The organism is Agromyces sp. NPDC055520, from assembly GCF_053619715.1.
This window is the reverse complement of the sequence record NZ_JBSHJY010000053.1, coordinates 1-20,223: the sequence shown is the minus strand read 5'-3', so window position 1 is coordinate 20,223 and position 20,223 is coordinate 1. Positions and strand designations below refer to the sequence as shown.

Genomic DNA, 20,223 nt, shown 5'->3' with positions numbered 1-20,223 from the left:
GGCCCCATGCGGGGCATCCGGGCCTCGTCGTCTCCGTCGCGTGCGTCGCGCCACCGCCTGCCGGCGCCGGCACGGCCGGACGCTGGCGTAGTCTGTGCTGGTGTCATCGCGCTCCAGATTCCAGGCTTCCGCGTCGGCGAATCCCCCTGGTGCGAGCCGCTCAGGTCTGCTCTACGCCGTCAGCGCCTACGTGCTGTGGGGCTTCCTGCCGATCTACTTCATCGCCCTCGCGCCATCGGGCCCGATCGAGATCGTCGCGTGGCGGGTGCTGTTCTCCCTCGTCTTCTGCGCCCTGCTCATCACGATCACGCGCGCATGGCGTGCGCTCGGTCTGCTGCTCCGCGACCGACGGGTCGTGTGGACGATGGGACTCGCGGGGCTGCTCATCTTCGTCAACTGGCAGACCTACGTCTACGCCGCGACATCCGGTCAGGTCGTCGAGGCCGCGCTCGGCTACTTCATCAATCCGATCGTCACCGTGTTCCTCGGTGTGTTCGTGCAGCGCGAGCGATTGAACCCGACGCAGTGGACGGCCGTCGGGATCTCGATCGTCGCGGTCGCCGTGCTCGCCGTCGGGTACGGCAAACTGCCGTGGATCGCCCTCATCCTCGCGTTCTCGTTCGGGTTCTACGGCCTCATCAAGAAGCGCGTGGGGCCGAAGGTCGACGCCGTCTCGGGCCTGACCCTCGAGACCGCCTGGCTGACGCCGCTCGCGATCGCGCAACTCGTCTTCGTCGCCATGACGACGGGGCTCACCATCGGCACCGTCAGCGTGTGGCACACGGTGCTGCTCGTGGGGCTCGGCGCCGTCACCGCGGTGCCGCTCCTGCTGTTCGCCGCGGCATCCCGCCGGCTGCCGCTCATCTTCATGGGCTTCATCCAGTATTTCGCGCCGTTCATCCAGTTCCTCGTCGGCGTGTTCATCCTCCAGGAGCCGATGCCGCCCGAGCGCTGGGTGGGTTTCGGCCTCGTGTGGCTCGCGCTCGTGGTGCTGACGGTCGACATGCTCCGAGGCGTGCACGCCTCGCGCCGGGTGATCGTCGAGCCCGTCTGAGGCGCAGGGCCGGCCTGCTGCACGGCCGGGTCGGCGATCCTGAGCGGATGCCGCGTGCGCGCGATCCTCGCGTGACGGCAGGTCGATCCGCAAATTTCGTGCGTGGCAGCGGCCTGAGGTGACGACAGGGTAACGATTGACGCGGTGTTACCGGGTTGTGACCGCAGCGTCTTGTTTCCGTCATTGGCGCGGAATACTGTCAGACAACGGCGTCACCATGGCGCTGCATTGTGTACCAATTTCCTTCAGTCCCAAGGAGCAACATGAGCGTATTCGCGAAGGCCACGGCCAAGCGCTCGGCTCGCGCAGCCTGGACGGGTCTCGCCATCGCCGGCGTCAGCACCCTCCTCCTGTCTGCGTGTGCAACGGGTGGCACGGCGCCGACCGAGTCGGCCGACCCCGGCGAAGACACCGCCGGAGACGCACTGCCCATCAAGGCCGGCGAGCGCAGCCTCGACCTCAAGATCGGCACGATCCTTCCCCAGAGCGGCACGCTCGCGTTCCTCGGCCCGCCCGAAGAAGCAGGCGTCGCGCTCGGCGCGCAAGAGGTCAACGACGCAGACTCGGGCATGAACCTCGAGGTCGTCTACCGCGACTCCGGTGACACCACGACCGACATCGCCACCGTCTCCGTGACCGACCTGCTCTCGCAGGACGTCTCGGCGATCATCGGTGCCGCATCGTCGGGCGTCTCGTTCACCGTCATCGACCAGATCACCTCGGCGGGAGTCGTGCAGTTCTCCCCGGCGAACACCTCGCCCGACTTCACCGAGTACGAAGACGCCGGTCTGTACTTCCGCACGGCACCCTCCGACCTGCTTCAGGGCGAGGTGCTCGGCACGCAGATCGCAGACGACGGCAACTCGACGCTCGGCCTCCTCGTGCTGAACGACCCGTACGGCACCGGCCTCGCCAAGGCGACGCAGGCGGCGTTCGAGGCGGCAGGCGGTGAAGTCGTGGCCGAAGAGCTCTTCAACACGGGCGACTCGAACTTCGACGCGCAGCTCTCGGCCATCTCGGCCGCGAACCCCGACGCCGTCGCGGTCATCACGTTCGACGAGGCGAAGGTCGTCGTGCCGGCGCTCGTCGGCTCGGGCTACCCCGGCGACCAGCTCTACTTCGTCGACGGCAACCTGTCCGACTACAGCGCAGACTTCGCGCCCGGCCTGATCGCCGGCTCGAAGGGCACGCTGCCCGGCCCGAAGCTCGCCGACGACTTCCGCGACCGGCTCCTCGGAGTCAACCCGGATCTCGCCGACTTCAGCTACGGCCCCGAGTCGTACGACGCGACGATCCTCGTGGCCCTCGCGGCGTACGCGGCGAACAGCACCGAAGGTGCCGAGATCGCCAAGTACCTGCGTCAGGTCTCGGGTGGCTCGGGCGACGGCGAGAAGGTCACCAACTTCGCCGACGGCGCTGCGCTGCTCGCCGAGGGCAAGCAGATCGACTTCGACGGCGCTTCCGGTCCCATCACGCTCGACGAGCACGGTGACCCGACCGAGGCGACCATCGGCGTCTACGAGTACGGCGACGACAACACCTACACCCGCATCAACTAGTTCGGGTGGTCGCTGAGAGGGTCCCGGCTTCGGCCGGGGCCCTCTTTTCGCGTGCCCGGGGTGCGTGTGCGTCTGCGTGGCGTGGCCGTACCGTGCGCAGCGCCGCAGGCGACCAGCCCAGTGCCGCGAGTGGACAGTAGATGCCGCTTCTACGTTGATGAGGCGGCATCTACTGCCCGTTCGCCGAGCTCTGGGATAGGGGAGGCTCGCAGCCGCAGCCGCAGCCGCAGCCGCAGCCGCAGCCGCAGCGGCAGCGGCAGCGGCAGCGGCAGCGGCATGGCCGTACTTCGCCTGCCCGAGCTTTCATGTGCGGATCGCCCGCGCGAGCGGGCAGTAGATGCCGCATCTGCATAGGCGGCATCTAGTGTCCGTTCGCGCAGGTCAGCGAAGCGGGCGCAGTGCTGCACGACGTCAACGAAGCGGGCACAGGGCGGCGTGGGGGCAGCGAAGAGGGGTGGGGGCAGCGAAGAGGGGCGGGGGCAGCGAAGAGGGGCGGGTGCCGCAGCATCCGCCCCTCTGTGTCGTTCGCGTGCGCCGGTCAGTCCTGCCCGAGCGTGCCCAGGTAGAGGCCGATGACCTTCGGGTCGTTCAGCAGGTCGCGACCGGTGCCCGTGTAGGCGTCGCGGCCCTGGTCGAGCACGTAGCCGCGGTCGCAGATCTGCAGGCAGCGGCGGGCGTTCTGCTCGACCATGATGGTCGTGACTCCGGCGCGGTTGATCTCTTTCACCCGCAGGAACGCCTCGTCTTGACGCACGGGGGAGAGGCCGGCGCTCGGCTCGTCGAGGAGCAGCACGTGCGGCCCCATCATGAGCGCGCGTGACATGGCGACCATCTGGCGTTCACCGCCCGAGAGCGACCCGGCTCGCTGCGTGAGCCGCTTGCCGAGTTCGGGGAAGATCTCGGTGACGAACTCGAGTCGCTCCTTCAGCCCTTTGGGCTTCTGGAACAGGCCCATCTCGAGGTTCTCCTGAATGGTGAGCGACGGGAACACGTTGTTCGTCTGCGGCACGAAGCCCACGCCCTTGGCGACGAGCTTGTTCGCCTTCAGGTTCGTGATCTCTTCACCGTTCAGCCGGATCTGGCCCTCGCGCACCTTCACGAGTCCGAAGATGGACTTGAGCAGGGTCGATTTGCCGGCGCCGTTCGGGCCGATGATTCCGATGAGTTCACCCTGTCGCGCGACGAGCGAGCACGCGTTCAGGATGTTCACGCCGGGGAGGTACCCGGCGGTGACGTTGTCGACGGCGACGACCTCGTCGCCGAGGGGCTCGATCACCGCGCTCGCGGCGGATTCACTGTTCGTCATCGATGAGCTCCTTGATGGCTTCGATGTTCTCGGTGTCGGTGACACCCAGATCGGTGTCGTGGTGCGCGCCGAGGTACGCGTCGATCACGGCGGGGTTCTCCATGACGGTGTGCGGATCGCCCTCGGCCACGATGCGACCCTCGGCCATGACGACCACCCAGTCGGCGATGTGGCGCACCATGTGCATGTCGTGCTCGACGAACAGCACGGTCATGCCCTGCGACTTGAGGTCGAGGATGTGATCGAGCAGCGACTGCGTCAGGGCGGGGTTGACACCCGCCATCGGCTCGTCGAGCATCACGAGGGTCGGGTCGCTCATGAGCGCCCGTGCCATCTCGAGGAGCTTCCGCTGCCCGCCCGAGAGGCTCGCCGCGTAGTCGGTCTGCTTGGCGTCGAGCTTGAAGCGGGTGAGCAGTTCGACCGCTTTCGCCTCGATCTCCTCCTCTTGCTTGCGCCAGATGAAGGGGAAGACCGCGCGGAAGAGGTTCTCGCCGCTCTGGCCCTTCGCGCCGAGCTTCATGTTGTCGAGCACGCTGAGCAGGCCCAGCGCCTTCGTCAACTGGAAGGTCCGGATGAGCCCCATGCGTGCGACCCGGTAGGCGGGCACGTGCGCGAGTGAACGCCCCTCGAACTCCCACTTGCCGGTGTCGGGCTTGTCGAAGCCCGTCAGCAGGTTGAAGAAGGTCGTCTTGCCGGCGCCGTTCGGGCCGATGAGGGCGGTGATCGCGCCGCGAGGGATCTCGACGTGGTCGACGTCGACGGCCTTCAGGCCGCCGAACGTGCGGGTGACCCCGTCGGCGATGAGGATCGGGTCGACCTTGCGGCATCCCGGCTCTGCTTCGCCGATGTGGAGGCCGGTGGTCTTCACCGGCTTGGACGTGGGAGTGACATCACTTGACAAAGGCCAGCTCCTTCTTGTTTCCGAAGATGCCCTGAGGCCTGAAGATCACGATCAGCATGATCGCGATGCCGACGAGGATGAACCGGAGCTGTCCGGCCTGCACCTGCGTCATGAACGGGAGCCAGCCCGCCTCGACCGCACGGGAGATGAAGCCCGAGAAGAAGGAGAGCAGCACCCAGAAGATCATCGAGCCGATGATGGGCCCGAGGATCGTGGCGGCCCCGCCGAGCAGCAGGATCGCGTAGACGAAGAAGGTGAGCGAGGTCTGGTAGTTCGCCGGAACCACCGCGCGCGGCAGGATGAAGATCATGCCGCCGAGGGTGCCGTAGACGCCACCGAGGATGAGGCTCTGCATCTTGTACGAGTAGACGTTCTTGCCGAGCGCGCGAACGGCGTCTTCGTCTTCACGGATGCCCTTGATGACGCGCCCCCACGGGCTGCGCATGATGAGCCATGTGAGCAGCGCGAGCAGCACCACGATGATCCACGCGACGATCCGCAGCCACCAGTCGTACTCGTTGTACTGGAACGGGCCGAAGCCGTAGGTGCCCTTCGGGATGGGGTTCAGGGCGGCGAAGCTGCCCTTGTAGCCGTTGAGGCCCTGGGCGGAGCCCGTGACGGCTTCGAAGGTGTTCGTCGTGAAGATGAGCCGCAGGATCTCCGCCGCCGCGATCGTGACGATCGCGAGGTAGTCGGCTCGAAGCCGCAGTGTGGGGATACCGAGGATCAGGGCGAACACGGCGGACGCACCGATGCCGACGAGCACGGCCGCCCAGACCGGCAGCCCGAACGTGAGCACCGAGATGGCGTAGCCGTAGGCGCCGAGCGCCATGAACCCCGCCTGTCCGAAGTTCAGCAGGCCGGTGTAGCCGAAGTGGATGGCGAGGCCGAGGGCCGCCAGCGCGTACGCCGCGGTCGTGGGGCTGATGAGCTCCTGCGCCGCGTTGGAGAAGATCTGAATCCAGTCGATCATGGTCGGTCCTCCTTAGCCGATTCTCTCGCGGCGACCGAGGATGCCCTGCGGTCGGAACAGCAGTACGAGGATCAGCACGACGAGCGCGCCCACGTACTTCAGGTCGCTCGGCAGCCAGAGCGTCGAGATCTCGATGAAGAGACCGACGATGAGGGAGCCGACGAGGGCGCCGAACGCGGTGCCGAGTCCGCCCAGCGTGACCGCGGCGAAGATCAGCAGCAGGATCTGGAAGCCCATGTCCCAGCTGACACCGGGGCGGAAGTAGGCCCACAGGATGCCGCTGAGGCCGGCCAGCGCTGCGCCGAGCACCCAGACGATGCGGATGACCCGGTCGACGTCGATGCCGCTCGCCGAGGCGAGGCTCGCGTTGTCGGCGACGGCACGGGTGGCCTTGCCGATACGAGTCCTCACGAGGAAGTACGCGACGGCGAGGAGGACCACGACCGAGACGATCATGCTGCCGACGTCGACCCACGAGAGCTGGACGCCGCCGAACGAGATCTCCTTCGGGGCGGTGGCCCCCGGCAGCTGCCGAGTCGATCCGCCGTAGAAGAACTGGTACGTGTACCGGATCGCCAGGGAGAGGCCGATGCTCACGATCATGAGCGGGATCAGCCCCACGCCGCGTTTGCGAAGCGGTTTCCAGATGACGGCGTCGAGCCCCCAGCCGAGGGCGGCGCTCAGCACGATGGCGACCGCGATGGCCAGCCAGATCGGCCAGGCGAGGTCGACGCCGAAGGTCAGAACCATGAGGGCGCCGAACGTCACCATCTCGGCGTGGGCGAAGTTCGAGAGCCCCGTCGTGCCGAAGATGAGCGAGAGGCCGATGGCGGCGAGCGCGAGCAGCAGGCCGAAGTTGAGGCCGTTGATCGTGCGTTCGAGCAATTGCGCGCCGAAGTTCGTCGTCGTGCGTTCGCCCTCGCCGAGGAAGAAGTTGACCGCCTTCAGCTTCGTGAGGCCGAATTCGGCGGTGATCGTGGCCTCGCCCTTCGCGACGACGACCCCCTTGGGCAGCGTGTCCTCATCGAGGGTGATCTCGTACTCGGCCTTCTCGGGCACGCCGATGCGCCACTTGCCTTCGGCATCGGTCTCGGCGTCGGCTTTGAAGCCGCCGCCTTCGACCGTGATCTTGACGCCTTCGAGCGGCTCGCGATCGAATTGCACGTTCCCCGTGAAGTGGTACTCGAATTCTTCGGAAGCCTGGGCCGTACTCCCATCCTCCGCCATCGCAGGGGACGCTGCGATGCCGGACAGAGTGAGTGCGGACGCGAGGATTCCGAGGAGTACGAGCCACCTCCCTGGAGACCGATGGGCGAGCGTTCGTGTTGGTTTCACTGCACCTCCAAGGGCGCCCGTCAGGCTGGTGGCCGTCGGGGTTCGGTCCTTACCTGTCGACAACGTCGTCGACAGTACGTGCCGATTATGTCTCATGTGTTTCGCTCATGAGGCAAACGGCGTTCGATTGTTATCCGGGAATGCCTCGGATGCAAACTCGCTTAACATTGATACCGCGGGCCCGATCACCGGCGCGCGGCAATCGAGCAGAACTCGACACAAGGAGCGACATGGACCAGGCCGACCCGTTCGGACTCACAGGACTCACCTACGACGACGTCCTCCTGCTGCCTGGCCATACCGATGTGATTCCGAGCGAGGCCGACACGACGTCGCGCCTGACCCGCCGCATCAACGTTGCGACCCCCCTGCTCTCGGCGGCGATGGACACCGTCACGGAGGCCCGCATGGCGATCGCCATGGCCCGTCAGGGCGGCATCGGCATCCTGCATCGCAACCTCTCGATCGCCGACCAGGCCGACATGGTCGACCGGGTCAAGCGCAGCGAGTCGGGCATGGTGTCCAATCCGGTGACGACGACGCCCGAGGCATCCGTCGCCGATGTCGACGCACTCTGCGCCATGTACCGCGTCAGCGGGCTGCCCGTCGTCGACGCCGACGGCAAGCTCGTCGGCATCATCTCGAACCGTGACATGCGCTTCGTCTCGGACTTCGAGAAGCCCACCACCACGGTGGCCGAGGTCATGACGAAGATGCCGCTCATCACGGGCCGCGTCGGTATGAACCCCGACGAGGCGCTCGCGATCTTCGCCAAGCACAAGGTCGAGAAGCTGCCGCTCATCGACGACGAGGGCCACCTCACGGGCCTCATCACCGTCAAGGACTTCGACAAGTCGGAGCAGTATCCGAACGCCACGAAAGACGGCGAGGGCCGTCTTCGCGTCGGCGCCGCGATGGGCTTCTTCGGCGACGCGTGGGAACGTGCAGAGGCGCTGCGCGACGCCGGGGTCGACGTGCTCGTCGTCGACACGGCGAACGGCGAGTCGGCCGGCGTGCTCGACATCATCCGCCGGCTGAAGACCGACCCGACGTTCGCCCACATCGACGTCATCGGCGGCAACGTCGCGACCCGCGAGGGCGCGCAGGCGCTCGTCGACGCGGGCGCCGACGCCGTGAAGGTCGGCGTGGGCCCGGGCTCGATCTGCACCACGCGCGTCGTCGCGGGCGTCGGCGTGCCCCAGATCACGGCCGTGTACGAGGCATCCAAGGCGACGAAGCCCGCCGGCGTGCCGCTCATCGCCGACGGCGGCCTGCAGTACTCGGGCGACATCGCGAAGGCGCTCGTCGCCGGCGCCGACACCGTCATGCTCGGCTCGCTGCTCGCCGGCACCGCCGAGAGCCCCGGCGAGCTCGTCTTCCAGAACGGCAAGCAGTTCAAGGCCTACCGCGGCATGGGCTCGCTGGGTGCGCTGCAGACTCGAGGCCAGAAGACCTCGTACTCGAAAGACCGGTACTTCCAAGCGGATGTCCCGTCGGACGACAAGCTGATCCCCGAGGGCATCGAGGGCCAGGTGCCCTACCGCGGCCCGCTGTCGGCCGTCGCGTACCAGCTCATCGGGGGCCTGCGCCAGTCGATGTTCTACGTCGGGGCGCGCACGATCGCCGAGCTGAAGAGCAAGGGCAAGTTCGTGCGCATCACGCCGGCCGGGCTCAAGGAGTCGCACCCGCACGACGTGCAGATCGTCGTCGAGGCGCCGAACTACACGCGTTGATTCACGCGCTGGTCGAGTAGCGAGCGAAGCGAGCGAATCGAGACCTCGTGCGGGGTCTCGATACGCGTCCTCCTTCGTCGGGCGCTACTCGACCACCGTTCGCCGCGCGTCGGCGAGCCTCGTGATCGCCTCGGCGAGCACCTCGGGCGTGCACGCGAAGTTCAGTCGGGCGTGCCCGCGGCCGACGCTCGAGCCGAATGTCGGGCCGATGCCGAGGGCGACCTTCGCGTGTTCGAGGGCGTACGCGGCGGGGTCGTCACCCCAGCCGAGCGCCGAGAGGTCGAGCCACGCGAGATACGTCGCATCGGGGAGCCGGTAGCGCACGCCCGGCAGCTCGTCGGCGAGCAGCTCGGCGAGCAGTCTCCGGTTGTCGTCGAGGCTCGCGAGCACGCCGTCGAGCCACGGGCCGCCGTGCCGGAAGGCCGCCACCGAGGCGATCGACCCGAACTGGCTCATGCGCCACTCGACCTCGTAGGGCAGCGCCGCGCGCACCGCGTCGCCGCGCTCGCTCGCCGAGACGATGAGGGCCGCCTTCAACCCGGCGATGTTGAACGCCTTGGTCGCGGCCGTCACGGCGATGCCGTGCTCACGAGCGGCATCCGAGACCGTCAGGAACGGAGCGTAGTCGACGCCCGGCTGCACGAGCGGGCCGTGCACCTCGTCGGAGACGATCGTGACGCCGTGTCGGGCCGCGATCTCGGCGAGGGCGGCCAGCTGCGAGACATCCGGAACCAGGCCGATCGGGTTGTGCGGATTGCACAGCACCATCGCACGGGCGCCGGCCGCGAACGCCGCGTCGATGCCGTCGAGGTCGAGCGACCAGCCCTCGTCGATGCCGCCGAGCATCGGCACCTCGACGACTCGCCCCGACGCCTCGGTGACGAGGTCGAAGAACGGCGGATAGATCGGCGGCGTGATGACGACGCCGTCGCCCGGCTCGGTGACCTGGCGCAGCACCTCGACGATGCCCATGCTGACGTCGGCCGTGCAGGTCACGCGTGCGGGGTCGACCTGCCAGCCGAGACGGGTGCCGGCGAAGCCCTGGAACGCCTCGGCCACGGGCAGGCTGCCGACCGCATACCCGGTGTCGGATCGGTCGACGGCCGCGTGCAGAGCCGCCTTGATCGGGTCGGCGAGCGGGTAGTCCATCTCGGCGACGGGCAGCGGCAGCACGTCTGCCGGGTAGAGGCGCCACTTCGCGCTCGTGCGGCTGCGGAGGAGGTCGAGGGGCTCGGCTGCGATGCGTTGCATGGCTCCAGCTTGCCGCAGAACGGCTGCGGGTGGCAGAGGCGATCGAGGCGCGCTAGTCTGGTCGGCTGCCCATCGGGCGGTGCGGCACCGGGCGATCGAGTCCATGGGAGCCGCAGAACGAAACGGACAACCCATGGGCTTCATCGACGTCAACGGCGTCTCATTCTCGCTCGCCGACGGCCGGCCGCTGCTGGCCGACCTCGCGTTCCGCGTGACGGAGGGCCGCACCACGGCCCTGATCGGCGCCAACGGCGCGGGCAAGTCGACGCTGCTGCGCATCATCCGCGGCGAGCTGCGCCCCGACGAGGGCAGCGTGCAGGTCGACGGCGGCCTGGGGGTCATGGACCAGTTCGTCGGCACCGGCGTCACGATCGAGGGTATGGATGCCACGGTCCAAGGCCTGCTCGTCTCGGTCGCGCCGACCCGTGTGCGCGCGGCGGCCGTCGAGCTCGAAGCATCCGAGACCGCCCTCATCGAACACGACGACACCGCGGCCCAGATGCGCTACGCGACCGCGCTCGCCGAGTACGCCGAGGCGGGCGGTTACGAGCAGGAGGTCGTGTGGGACCACTGCACGACGGCGGCGCTCGGCATACCGTACGAACGCGCGAAGTGGCGCGAGCTCGCAACGCTCTCGGGCGGCGAGCAGAAGCGGCTCGCGCTCGAGGCGCTGCTGCGCGGGCCCGAGCAGGTGCTGCTGCTCGACGAGCCCGACAACTCGCTCGACGTGCCCGGCAAGCGCTGGCTCGAATCCCAGCTGCGGGCGACGCCGAAGACCGTGCTGCTCGTCTCGCACGACCGCGAACTGCTCGCGCGCGCCGCCGACCGCATCGTGACGCTGGAGCTCGGCGCGGCGGGCAACACCGCATGGGTGCACGGCGGCAACTTCGAGGGCTACCACCTGGCGCGCGAGGAGCGCTTCGAACGACTCGACGAACTGCGCCGCCGATGGGATGAGCAGCACGCGGCGCTGAAGACCCTCGTGGCCAACCTGAAGGTCAAGGCGACCTACAACGACGGCATGGCCTCGCGGTATCAAGCGGCCATGACGCGCCTCCGCAAGTTCGAGGAGGCCGGCCCGCCCGAAGAGCGGCCGCCCGCGCAGGCCGTCTCGATGCGGTTGCGCGGCTCCCGCACGGGCAAGCGCGCCGTCGTCGGCGAGCGGCTCGAGCTCACGGGGCTCATGAAGCCCTTCGATCTCGAGGTCTGGTACGGCGACCGGGTCGCCGTGCTCGGCTCCAACGGCTCGGGCAAGTCGCACTTCCTCCGACTGCTCGCGGGCGGGGGCACCGAACCCGACCGCACACTGGGCCACGTCACGACCGTGGGGGAGTCGCTCGCCCGGGTGCCCCACGCGGGCCGCGCGGTGCTCGGCGCGCGGGTCGTGCCCGGCTGGTTCGCGCAGAACCACGAGCACCCCGAGTACCTGGGTCGCACCCTGCTCGACATCCTGCACCGCGGCGACGCGAACCGAGACGGCATGGCGCGTGAGGCCGCGAGCTCGGCGCTCGACCGCTACGGGCTCGCCGGTGCCGCGCTGCAGCGGTTCGACGACCTCTCGGGCGGCCAGCAGGCGCGGCTGCAGATCCTGCTGCTCGAGCTCTCGGGTGCGACGCTGCTGCTGCTCGACGAGCCGACCGACAACCTCGACCTCGTCTCGGCCGAGGCGCTCGAAGAGGGGCTGTCGCAGTTCGACGGCACGGTGCTCGCCGTCACGCACGACCGCTGGTTCACGCGCGGATTCGACCGGTTCCTCGTGTTCGGCGGCGACGGCGAGGTCTACGAGTCGGACGCCCCGGTGTGGGACGAGGCACGCGTGGCGCGGGCGCGCTGAGCGGGCGTGGCGGTGCGAGCGGGTCGCCCGATCGGGTGAGGCGCAGAGGGGGTGCCGGAACCCAGACTGATCGGCATGACGAGACAGAACAGCAAGAAAAGCAGCAATCGAAGGGCGTTCGCCGGACCGGCGCTCATCATCGTGTGCACGCTGCACACGGCGGTGGGGGTGCTCGCGTCCGCGCCGGCGTTGGGCGAGGCACTGGCCGACGGCTGGTTCGGAGCGGTGACGAGCGACCTCGAGGTGGCGCTCTGGTTCTTGATGACGGGATTCTTCGGTGTGGTGGCGGGCGTGGCCATGACCGCTCTCGAGCGCGCAGGGCGGATGCCGTGGGCGGTGAGCATCGCGCTGCTGCTGGTGGCGCTGATCGGGGTGAGTGCGGCGCCGGTGTCGGGGTTCCTGTTCGTGCTCGTTGCGGCGGTGCTCGCCGTCGTGCAGTCGGCGCGCGAGCAACGTCGGCGACGGCCGGCCGACCAGGGTGCGGACACGGTCGCCATCGGCGTCATGTCGTCGCGGTAGCTCCTCGTGGCCGGTCTCGGCCGGTGGAGGATCGGCCGGGTAGGGTTGAGTGGTGACCCAGGAGATCGAGATCGGCCGCTCCAAGCGGGGCCAGCGCGTCTACGCATTCGATGACATCGCGATCGTGCCGAGTCGGCGCACGCGCGACCCCGAAGACGTCTCGGTCGGTTGGTCGATCGATGCGTACCAGTTCGACATCCCGTTCCTCGCGGCACCGATGGACTCCGTCGTCTCGCCGCAGACGGCGATCATGATGGGCCAGCTCGGCGGCCTCGGCGTGCTCGACCTTGAGGGACTCTGGACCCGCTACGACGACCCCGAGCCCGTGCTCGCCGAGATCCGCGGCCTCGCGCCCGAGGCCGCGACGACCCGCATGCAGCAGCTCTACTCCGAGCCGATCAAGCCCGAGCTCGTCAGCGCCCGTCTCGCCGAGATCCGCGCGGCGGGGGTCACCGTCGCGGGCGCGCTGTCACCGCAGCGCACGCAAGAGCTCTACGAGACCGTCGTCGCGGCGGGCGTCGACCTGTTCGTCATCCGCGGCACCACCGTGTCGGCTGAGCACGTCTCGAAGAATCAAGAGCCGCTGAACCTCAAGAAGTTCATCTACGAACTCGACGTGCCGGTCATCGTCGGCGGCGCCGCGACCTACACCGCGGCCCTGCACCTCATGCGCACGGGCGCGGCGGGCGTGCTCGTCGGCTTCGGCGGCGGAGCGGCGTCGACGACACGCGCGACGCTCGGCATCCATGCACCGATGGCGACGGCGGTGGCGGATGTCGCGGGCGCACGTCGTGACTACCTCGACGAGTCCGGCGGGCGATACGTCCACGTCATCGCCGACGGCGGCGTCGGCAAGTCGGGCGACATCGTCAAGGCGATCGCGTGCGGCGCCGATGCGGTCATGCTCGGCACGGCATTGGCACGGGCGACGGATGCCCCGGGCGGAGGCTTCCACTGGGGCGCCGAGGCGCACCACTCGAAGCTGCCGCGCGGCATGCGCGTGCACGTGGGCCAGGTCGCGCCGCTCGAAGAGGTGCTCTACGGGCCCGCGCCGTCGGCCGACGGGGTCACGAACCTGATCGGTGCACTCAAGCGCTCGATGGCGACGACGGGGTATTCCGACCTCAAGGAGTTCCAGCGCGTCGACGTCGTCGTCGCGCCGTACCAGTCGGCGTGACCGGCGCGGCCGGGTTCACGGGCGTCGCGCCGTATCAGTCGGCGTGACCGGCGCGGCCGGGTTCACGGGCGTCGCGCCGTATCAGTCGGCGTGACCGGCGCGGCCGGGTTCACGGTCGTCGCTCCGTATCAGTCGGTCTGACGCGCGCAGTCCGCGGTGCCAAGCACGGCGGCTTCGGGTAGCGTTGAAGCGGATCGCGCGGCACGCCGTGAGGCCGCGGGGATGAGGTGGCACGATGGCGACTCAGAAGTCGGCGAAGCTCAAGTCCGTGACGCGTTCGACCAAGCTCGGGCCCGAAGAACGAGCGGCCGCGATCTCCCGGTTGAAAGAGAAAGAGCTCGACATCCTCGTGGTGGGCGGCGGCATCGTCGGCACCGGAGCCGCGCTCGATGCGGTCACGCGCGGCCTCTCCACCGGCATGCTCGAAGCCCGTGACTGGGCCTCGGGCACCTCGAGTCGATCGTCGAAACTCGTGCACGGCGGCATCCGCTATCTCGAACAGCTCGACTTCAGGCTCGTGCGCGAGGCGCTCATCGAGCGCGGCCTGCTGCTGCAGCGCATCGCGCCGCACCTCGTGAAGCCCGTGCGGTTCCTGTACCCGCTGAAGACCCGCGTCATCGAGCGGTTCTACGTAGGCGCCGGCATGATGCTCTACGACATCTTCAGCTACACGGGCGGGCGCCCGCCGGGCGTTCCGCACCACCGGCACCTGTCGAAACGACAGGTGATGCGCGCGATCCCGTCGCTCTCGAAGGACGCGCTCGTCGGCGGCCTCACGTACTACGACGCCCAGGTCGACGACGCCCGCTACGTCGCCTCCCTCGCGCGAACCGCGTCGTTCTACGGCGCGCACGTCGCCAGCCGGGTGAAGGTCGAGGGGTTCGTCAAGGTCGGCGAACGCGTCGTCGGCGTGAAGGCGCACGACCTCGAGACCGACGAGCACTTCGAGGTGCGCGCCAAGCAGGTCGTGAACGCGACCGGCGTCTGGACGGACGACACCCAGCGCATGGTCGGCGAACGCGGCACCTTCAAGGTGCGGGCGTCGAAGGGCATCCACCTCGTGGTGCCGCGCGACCGCATCCAGTCGGCGATGGGCATGATCTTCCGCACCGAGAAGAGCGTGCTGTTCGTCATCCCCTGGGGCCGGCACTGGCTGATCGGCACGACCGACACCGACTGGAGCCTCGACAAGGCGCATCCCGCCGCGACCGCCGCCGACATCGACTACCTGCTCGAGCACGTCAACGCGGTGCTCGGCATCCCGCTCACGCGAGAAGACGTCGAGGGTGTCTACGCCGGTCTGCGTCCGCTGCTCGCCGGCGAGAGCGACCAGACCTCGAAGCTCTCGCGCGAACACCTCGTCGCCCACACCGTGCCGGGTCTCGTCGTCATCGCGGGCGGCAAGTGGACGACCTACCGGGTCATGGCGAAGGACGCGATCGACGCGGCCGCCGACGCGCTCGACGGCAAGGTGCCGAAATCGACGACGCAGGACATCCCGCTGCTCGGCGCCGAGGGCTACCAGGCGGCGTGGAACAAGCGCGGCAAGATCGCGCGCGCGTTCGGCGTGCACGAGGTGCGCATCGAGCACCTGCTGAACCGCTACGGCACGATGACCGATGAACTGCTCGACCTGATCCGCGACGACCCGAAGCTCGGCGAGCCGTTGCCGGGCGCCGACGACTATCTCGGCGCCGAGGTCGTGTACGCCGCCACGCACGAGGGGGCCCTGCACCTCGACGACGTGCTCGCCCGTCGCACGCGCATCTCGATCGAGGCGTGGGACCGCGGCGTCTCGGCCGCCCCCGTCGCTGCGAGGCTCATGGGCAAGGCGCTCGGCTGGGACACGGCACGGCAGACGCTCGAGGTCGAGCGTTACCTGCAGCGCGTCGAAGCCGAGCGAGCGTCGCAAGAGCAGCCCGACGACGAATCGGCCGACCGGGTACGGCTCGAGGCGCCCGACATCGTGAAGGTCGACTGAACGCCTCCAGTTCGGGGGGTTCCGACCGCATGATTCCGCGGTTCGTTACACGAACGAGACGACAGAAATGGGAAACGGCGTCCGCTTCGGACTAGCCTGCTCGCAGAGCGCCCGGACTCGGGCGCCTTCCCTTTCTTGGAGGAGTTGCACCGATGCGCTTGACCCGTAGTGTCGCGGGGGCCACAGCCCTCGCGCTCGCCTTCACCGGAGCGGCGCTCGTCGTCGCAGCCCCGGCTTCGGCTGCGACCACCCACGTGACGAGCATCGCGCCCGACGAGTCGAGCTACCTCGGCTGGCACGAGGGCAACGGCAACGCGACGCCCGCGTTCTCGCTGCACTGGAACGGTCTCAGCTTCGCCGACGGCGCGAACTCGCAGATCCTGAACGGCCTGGTCGACAGCGGCGCGCAGGGCCTGCCGACGACCGCAGCCGAGCTCGGTGCGCTCATCGACGGCTCCGAGATCGGCGTCACTCGCGGCGTCGTGTTCTCGCAGGTCGCCGTGACCACCGCCGCGGGCTGGGGCACGCTCCGCCCGGTGGCGGGCTTCCCCACCGGCCCGCACAGCGCCGCGCTCACCGACCTCTGGACCTCGAGCCGCACGATCGGCGACGTCACGGCGAATGCGCCGGTCGAACTCTCGGCGCTGCTCGCGAGCCTCGAAGCCGACACCGATCTGCGCTACTCCGGGTTCGGCGTCTTCGCCGAGGCCGCCAACCCGAGCGGCATCGAGTCGATCACCTGGGGCCCCGACACCTTCCTGTTCACGCGTGATGTCACGGCGATCCCGGTCACGTCGACGGTGGATGTCACGGCCGCCGAGATCCGGCCCGACGAGTCGACCTACCCGGGCTGGCACGAGGGCTACACCAACGCCGCACCGGCCTTCGGCATCACCGACGAGGGACTCAGCCTCGGCAACGGCGCGAACTCGCAGATCATCAACGGCCTCGCAACCCCACTCGCCGACGCCGATCTCGCCCAGCTGATCACCTCGGCCGATGTCGACGTCGTCAGCGGCGAGGTCTTCTTCCAGGTGCCGATCTTCTTCGGCGAGGCGAACACGTTCACCACCCTGCGCCCGGCCTTCGGCGCCGGACCCGGTACCACCACGTTCGCGCTCGGCGACCAGTGGGTCTCGAGCAAGGCCGTCCCCGCCACCGCGACCACCGCGGCGATCGCCGCGAACACCCCCGTGCTGCTCGGCGACCTGATCGAGGCCATCGAGGCCAACGGCACGGTCGACGTGCTCGCCTTCGGAGTGCTCGCACAGGAGACCACCCCCTCCGTGGTCGCCTCGCTCGCGTTCGACGGCGTGGAGTACAGCTTCGTGCCGGTGGCCGCGCCCGTGACGCCGGTCACGCCGGCCAAGCCCGCGGCACTGCCCGATACGGGCGTCGACGCCGGCCTGATCGTCGGCCTGGCTGCCATGCTGTTCGCCGCCGGTGCCGGCCTCGTCGGATTCCGCCTGGTGCGCCGTCGCGCACAGCCCAGCCGGCGCTGACCCCGAAGTCGACCCGCACACCGCGCGAAGGTCGCAACCGCTGTACGCAGGCGGTTGCGACCTTCGCGTTTCAGCGCGGATAGACTTGCGGGGCCGCCGAATCGAGGAGCCCGCGACTGATGCTGCAGATGATGCTGCGCCCCCGATGGGTGCTCGCCCTGCTCCTCGCCCTCGGCATCGCCGCTGGGTTCGCCGCGCTCGGTCAGTGGCAGCTCGCACGGGCCGTCGAGTCCTCGGTCGTCGTCGAGCGGCCGACCGAAGACGTGCGGCCCTTCACGGGCCTCGCCGAGCCCGACCAGCCGACCGAGCAGTCGGCGACCGCCCAGCTCGTCGAGGTGACGGGCACCGTCGTGCCGGGTGACGCGGTCGTCGTCGAGGGCCGACTGAACGACGGCGTCGCGGGCTATTGGCCGGTCGTCCATCTCGAGGTGACGGATGGCACTCCCGGCGGGCTGCCCGTCGCCCTCGGCTGGGCGGCCGACGAAGCGACGGCGCGCGCGGCCGCCGAGGCGTTCGAACGGTCGATCGATCCGGGCGAACCGATCACGATCGCCGGCCGGTTCCTGCCGAGCGAGGCGCCGATCGCCCCCGACCACGACGGCGACCCGTTCGCCATGCAGACCGTCGCCGTCGCGCAGCTCATCAACATCTGGGCCGACTACGACGACCGGCCCGTGTACTTCGGCTACGTCACCGCCGCCGAGCCGCCCGCCGGAGCACTCGGCGGAGCGGGCGCCGGGCTCGAAGCGATCGCCTCGCCGCCGCCCGAACAGGAGCAGCAGCTCGACTGGCTCAACGTGTTCTACGCGATCGAGTGGGCGGTCTTCGCCGGGTTCGCGATCTACCTCTGGTACCGCCTCGTGCGCGACGCCGTCGAGCGTGAGCGCGACGAGCAGGAGCAGGCCGAGGCATCCGCTTGACCATCGATTTCCATGCCCCGGACGCCGCGTAGACTGGTGTCATGCCCCTCGAGCCCAAATCCGCCGATCTGCCGCGCATTCGCGGGGCGCTGAAGTTCTACCAGGTCGCTTCGGTGATCACGGGCGTCATGCTGCTGCTGCTCTGCGCCGAGATGATCGTGAAGTACGGCCTGCACTACGAGCTCTTCGCCTTCGGGGATCAGGGCGTGCTCGCCTTCGCCCCCATGGTCGAGACGGCCACCGGGCTCGAGTCGACCGGCACGGGCGTCAACCTCTCGACCGGCATCCTCATCGCCCACGGCTGGTTCTACGTCGTGTACCTCTTCAGCGACTTCCGGCTGTGGAGCCTCATGCGCTGGCCGTTCATGCGGTTCATCGTCATCGCGCTCGGCGGCATCGTGCCGCTGCTCTCGTTCTTCCTCGAGGTGCGCATCGGGCGCGAGGTGCGCGGCTACCTCGACGGTCGCGAGGCGGCGGAGGCCGCGAGTTCCGACACGTCCGACACTTCCGACAACACCGTGGAGGCCCAGCCGTGACCGATCAGCCCGCAGCGCAGCCGACCGAGCAGCCCGCAGCGCAGCCCACCGCGCAGCCCACCGCGCAGCGGCCGGTGCTCGTCGTCGACTTCGGCGCACAGTACGCGCAGCTCATCGCGCGGCGCGTGCGCGAGGCATCCGTCTACTCCGAGATCGTGCCGCACACGATCACCGCAGCCGAGGTGGCCGCCAAGAACCCGATCGGCATCGTGCTGTCGGGCGGGCCGTCGTCGGTCTACGAAGCGGGGGCGCCCGCGCTCGACGAGGGCATCCTGCAGCTCGGCGTGCCGACGCTCGGCATCTGCTACGGCTTCCAGGTCATGGCCACGCAGCTGGGCGGCGAGGTCTCGCAGACCGGCCTGCGTGAATACGGCGCGACGGCTGCGACGGTGACGGATGCATCGGGCAACGCGTTGCTCGAGGGCCAGCCCGCCCACCAGACCGTGTGGATGAGCCACGGCGACTCGGTGTCGCGTGCGCCCGAGGGCTTCGAAGTGCTCGCCTCGACCGCGTCGACGCCCGTCGCCGCGTTCGCCGACGACGAGAAGAAGTTCTACGGCGTGCAGTGGCACCCCGAGGTCAAGCACTCGGAGTTCGGCCAGCGCATCATCGAGAACTTCCTGCATCGCGCCGCCGGCATCCCCGCCGACTGGAACTCGGGCAACGTCATCGCCGAGCAGGTCGCGCGCATCCGCGAGCAGGTCGGCGCCGGTCGCGTGATCGCGGGTCTCTCCGGCGGCGTGGACTCCGCGGTCGCCGCGGCGATCGTGCACGAGGCCGTCGGCGACCAGCTCGTCTGCGTCTTCGTCGACCACGGTCTGCTGCGCAAAGACGAGCGCCGCCAGGTCGAGGTCGACTACGTCGCCGCCACCGGCATCCGCCTCGTCACGATCGATGCCGCCGACACGTTCATCGAGGCACTCGCCGGTGTCAGCGACCCCGAGACGAAGCGCAAGATCATCGGTCGTGAGTTCATCCGCGCGTTCGAGCAGGCCGAGCGCGACCTCATCGCCGAGGCCGACGCCGACGGCGAGCCGATCAAGTACCTCGTGCAGGGCACGCTCTACCCCGACGTCGTCGAGTCGGGCGGCGGCACGGGCACCGCGAACATCAAGAGCCACCACAACGTCGGCGGCCTTCCCGAAGACCTGCAGTTCGAGCTCGTCGAGCCGCTGCGCACCCTCTTCAAAGACGAGGTGCGCGCGATCGGCCGCGAGCTCGGGCTGCCCGAGGCGATCGTGGGGCGTCAGCCGTTCCCCGGCCCCGGGCTCGGCATCCGCATCGTCGGCGAGGTCACGCGCGAGCGGCTCGACCTGCTGCGCGAGGCCGACGCGATCGCCCGTGAGGAGCTGAGCGCTGCAGGCCTCGACCAGGAGATCTGGCAGTGCCCCGTCGTGCTGCTCGCCGACGTGCGCTCGGTGGGCGTGCAGGGCGACGGCCGCACCTACGGCCACCCCATCGTGCTGCGGCCCGTCTCGTCGGAGGACGCGATGACCGCCGATTGGACGCGCCTGCCCTACGACGTGCTCGCGAAGATCTCGAACCGCATCACGAACGAGGTGCCCGAGGTGAACCGAGTGGTGCTCGACGTCACGTCGAAGCCGCCGGGCACCATCGAGTGGGAGTAGTGCCGCTCCTGACA

16 protein-coding genes are annotated in these 20,223 nt (G+C 69.1%); 11 read left to right on the top strand and 5 right to left on the bottom strand.

Features of this window, described 5'->3' with window-relative positions; translation table 11 throughout:
• Positions 1-100: 100 nt before the first annotated feature.
• Both rarD and ACWGST_RS15320 read left to right on the top strand, forming a co-directional pair.
• Positions 101-1,054: an EamA family transporter RarD gene (rarD, locus tag ACWGST_RS15325; protein WP_452047529.1), complete on the top strand. Its 954-nt coding sequence runs from the start codon at positions 101-103 to the stop codon at positions 1,052-1,054.
• A gap of 263 nt (positions 1,055-1,317) precedes the next feature.
• Positions 1,318-2,613 carry an ABC transporter substrate-binding protein gene (locus ACWGST_RS15320; RefSeq protein ID WP_452047528.1) on the top strand — a complete coding sequence of 432 codons (1,296 nt, stop codon included), beginning with the start codon at positions 1,318-1,320 and terminating at the stop codon, positions 2,611-2,613.
• A gap of 538 nt (positions 2,614-3,151) precedes the next feature.
• On the opposite strand, the gene ACWGST_RS15315 is transcribed toward ACWGST_RS15320, so the two are convergent.
• The 4 genes from ACWGST_RS15315 to ACWGST_RS15300 are packed head-to-tail and all read right to left on the bottom strand — an operon-like array spanning position 3,152 to position 6,957.
• On the bottom strand, positions 3,152-3,919 hold the full coding sequence (locus ACWGST_RS15315) for an ABC transporter ATP-binding protein (protein WP_452047527.1): 768 nt from the start codon (positions 3,917-3,919) through the stop codon (positions 3,152-3,154).
• Positions 3,906-4,820: an ABC transporter ATP-binding protein gene (locus ACWGST_RS15310; RefSeq protein WP_179550939.1), complete on the bottom strand. Its 915-nt coding sequence runs from the start codon at positions 4,818-4,820 to the stop codon at positions 3,906-3,908. Before ACWGST_RS15310 ends, ACWGST_RS15315 begins: the two co-directional genes overlap by 14 nt.
• Positions 4,810-5,790 (bottom strand): branched-chain amino acid ABC transporter permease, encoded by a 981-nt coding sequence (locus ACWGST_RS15305; protein ID WP_452047531.1) that lies wholly within the window; start codon positions 5,788-5,790, stop codon positions 4,810-4,812. The genes ACWGST_RS15310 and ACWGST_RS15305 overlap by 11 nt, the downstream gene beginning before the upstream one ends.
• A gap of 15 nt (positions 5,791-5,805) precedes the next feature.
• On the bottom strand, positions 5,806-6,957 hold the full coding sequence (locus tag ACWGST_RS15300; RefSeq protein WP_452047526.1) for a branched-chain amino acid ABC transporter permease: 1,152 nt from the start codon (positions 6,955-6,957) through the stop codon (positions 5,806-5,808).
• Positions 6,958-7,358: 401 nt separating this feature from the next.
• Here ACWGST_RS15300 and guaB point away from each other — a divergent pair, with 401 nt between their 5' ends.
• Positions 7,359-8,861, top strand: a complete 1,503-nt coding sequence (gene guaB, locus ACWGST_RS15295; protein WP_452047525.1) for an IMP dehydrogenase — start codon at positions 7,359-7,361, stop codon at positions 8,859-8,861.
• Between the two features lie 84 nt (positions 8,862-8,945).
• Here the strand turns inward: guaB and ACWGST_RS15290 are convergent, their stop codons facing one another.
• Positions 8,946-10,112: a MalY/PatB family protein gene (locus ACWGST_RS15290; protein ID WP_452047524.1), complete on the bottom strand. Its 1,167-nt coding sequence runs from the start codon at positions 10,110-10,112 to the stop codon at positions 8,946-8,948.
• Positions 10,113-10,245: 133 nt separating this feature from the next.
• On the opposite strand from ACWGST_RS15290, the gene ACWGST_RS15285 reads away from it, so the two are divergent.
• The 8 genes from ACWGST_RS15285 (at position 10,246) to guaA (ending at position 20,209) form a co-directional block, all read left to right on the top strand.
• Positions 10,246-11,946 carry an ABC-F family ATP-binding cassette domain-containing protein gene (locus ACWGST_RS15285; RefSeq protein WP_452047523.1) on the top strand — a complete coding sequence of 567 codons (1,701 nt, stop codon included), beginning with the start codon at positions 10,246-10,248 and terminating at the stop codon, positions 11,944-11,946.
• A gap of 75 nt (positions 11,947-12,021) precedes the next feature.
• Positions 12,022-12,465: a DUF6463 family protein gene (locus ACWGST_RS15280; protein WP_452047522.1), complete on the top strand. Its 444-nt coding sequence runs from the start codon at positions 12,022-12,024 to the stop codon at positions 12,463-12,465.
• A gap of 52 nt (positions 12,466-12,517) precedes the next feature.
• Positions 12,518-13,642: a GuaB3 family IMP dehydrogenase-related protein gene (locus ACWGST_RS15275; RefSeq protein ID WP_452047521.1), complete on the top strand. Its 1,125-nt coding sequence runs from the start codon at positions 12,518-12,520 to the stop codon at positions 13,640-13,642.
• A gap of 235 nt (positions 13,643-13,877) precedes the next feature.
• Positions 13,878-15,623 carry a glycerol-3-phosphate dehydrogenase/oxidase gene (locus tag ACWGST_RS15270; RefSeq protein ID WP_452047520.1) on the top strand — a complete coding sequence of 582 codons (1,746 nt, stop codon included), beginning with the start codon at positions 13,878-13,880 and terminating at the stop codon, positions 15,621-15,623.
• Between the two features lie 152 nt (positions 15,624-15,775).
• Positions 15,776-17,125, top strand: a complete 1,350-nt coding sequence (locus tag ACWGST_RS15265) for a hypothetical protein (protein ID WP_452047519.1) — start codon at positions 15,776-15,778, stop codon at positions 17,123-17,125.
• Between the two features lie 131 nt (positions 17,126-17,256).
• Positions 17,257-18,045, top strand: a complete 789-nt coding sequence (locus ACWGST_RS15260; RefSeq protein ID WP_452047518.1) for an SURF1 family cytochrome oxidase biogenesis protein — start codon at positions 17,257-17,259, stop codon at positions 18,043-18,045.
• 41 nt (positions 18,046-18,086) lie between these two features.
• Positions 18,087-18,581 carry a DUF3817 domain-containing protein gene (locus ACWGST_RS15255; protein ID WP_452047517.1) on the top strand — a complete coding sequence of 165 codons (495 nt, stop codon included), beginning with the start codon at positions 18,087-18,089 and terminating at the stop codon, positions 18,579-18,581.
• Positions 18,582-18,655: 74 nt separating this feature from the next.
• Positions 18,656-20,209, top strand: a complete 1,554-nt coding sequence (gene guaA / locus ACWGST_RS15250; RefSeq protein WP_452047530.1) for a glutamine-hydrolyzing GMP synthase — start codon at positions 18,656-18,658, stop codon at positions 20,207-20,209.
• Positions 20,210-20,223: the final 14 nt, after the last annotated feature.

Coding starts and splice junctions, on each gene's coding strand:
- ACWGST_RS15320 (WP_452047528.1), top strand. CDS start 1,318: ATGAGCGTATTCGCGAAGGCCACGGCCAAGCGCTCGGCTCGCGCAGCC.
- ACWGST_RS15315 (WP_452047527.1), bottom strand. CDS start 3,919: ATGACGAACAGTGAATCCGCCGCGAGCGCGGTGATCGAGCCCCTCGGC.
- guaB (WP_452047525.1), top strand. CDS start 7,359: ATGGACCAGGCCGACCCGTTCGGACTCACAGGACTCACCTACGACGAC.
- ACWGST_RS15290 (WP_452047524.1), bottom strand. CDS start 10,112: ATGCAACGCATCGCAGCCGAGCCCCTCGACCTCCTCCGCAGCCGCACG.
- ACWGST_RS15285 (WP_452047523.1), top strand. CDS start 10,246: ATGGGCTTCATCGACGTCAACGGCGTCTCATTCTCGCTCGCCGACGGC.
- ACWGST_RS15280 (WP_452047522.1), top strand. CDS start 12,022: ATGACGAGACAGAACAGCAAGAAAAGCAGCAATCGAAGGGCGTTCGCC.
- ACWGST_RS15270 (WP_452047520.1), top strand. CDS start 13,878: ATGGCGACTCAGAAGTCGGCGAAGCTCAAGTCCGTGACGCGTTCGACC.
- ACWGST_RS15265 (WP_452047519.1), top strand. CDS start 15,776: ATGCGCTTGACCCGTAGTGTCGCGGGGGCCACAGCCCTCGCGCTCGCC.
- ACWGST_RS15260 (WP_452047518.1), top strand. CDS start 17,257: ATGCTGCGCCCCCGATGGGTGCTCGCCCTGCTCCTCGCCCTCGGCATC.
- ACWGST_RS15255 (WP_452047517.1), top strand. CDS start 18,087: ATGCCCCTCGAGCCCAAATCCGCCGATCTGCCGCGCATTCGCGGGGCG.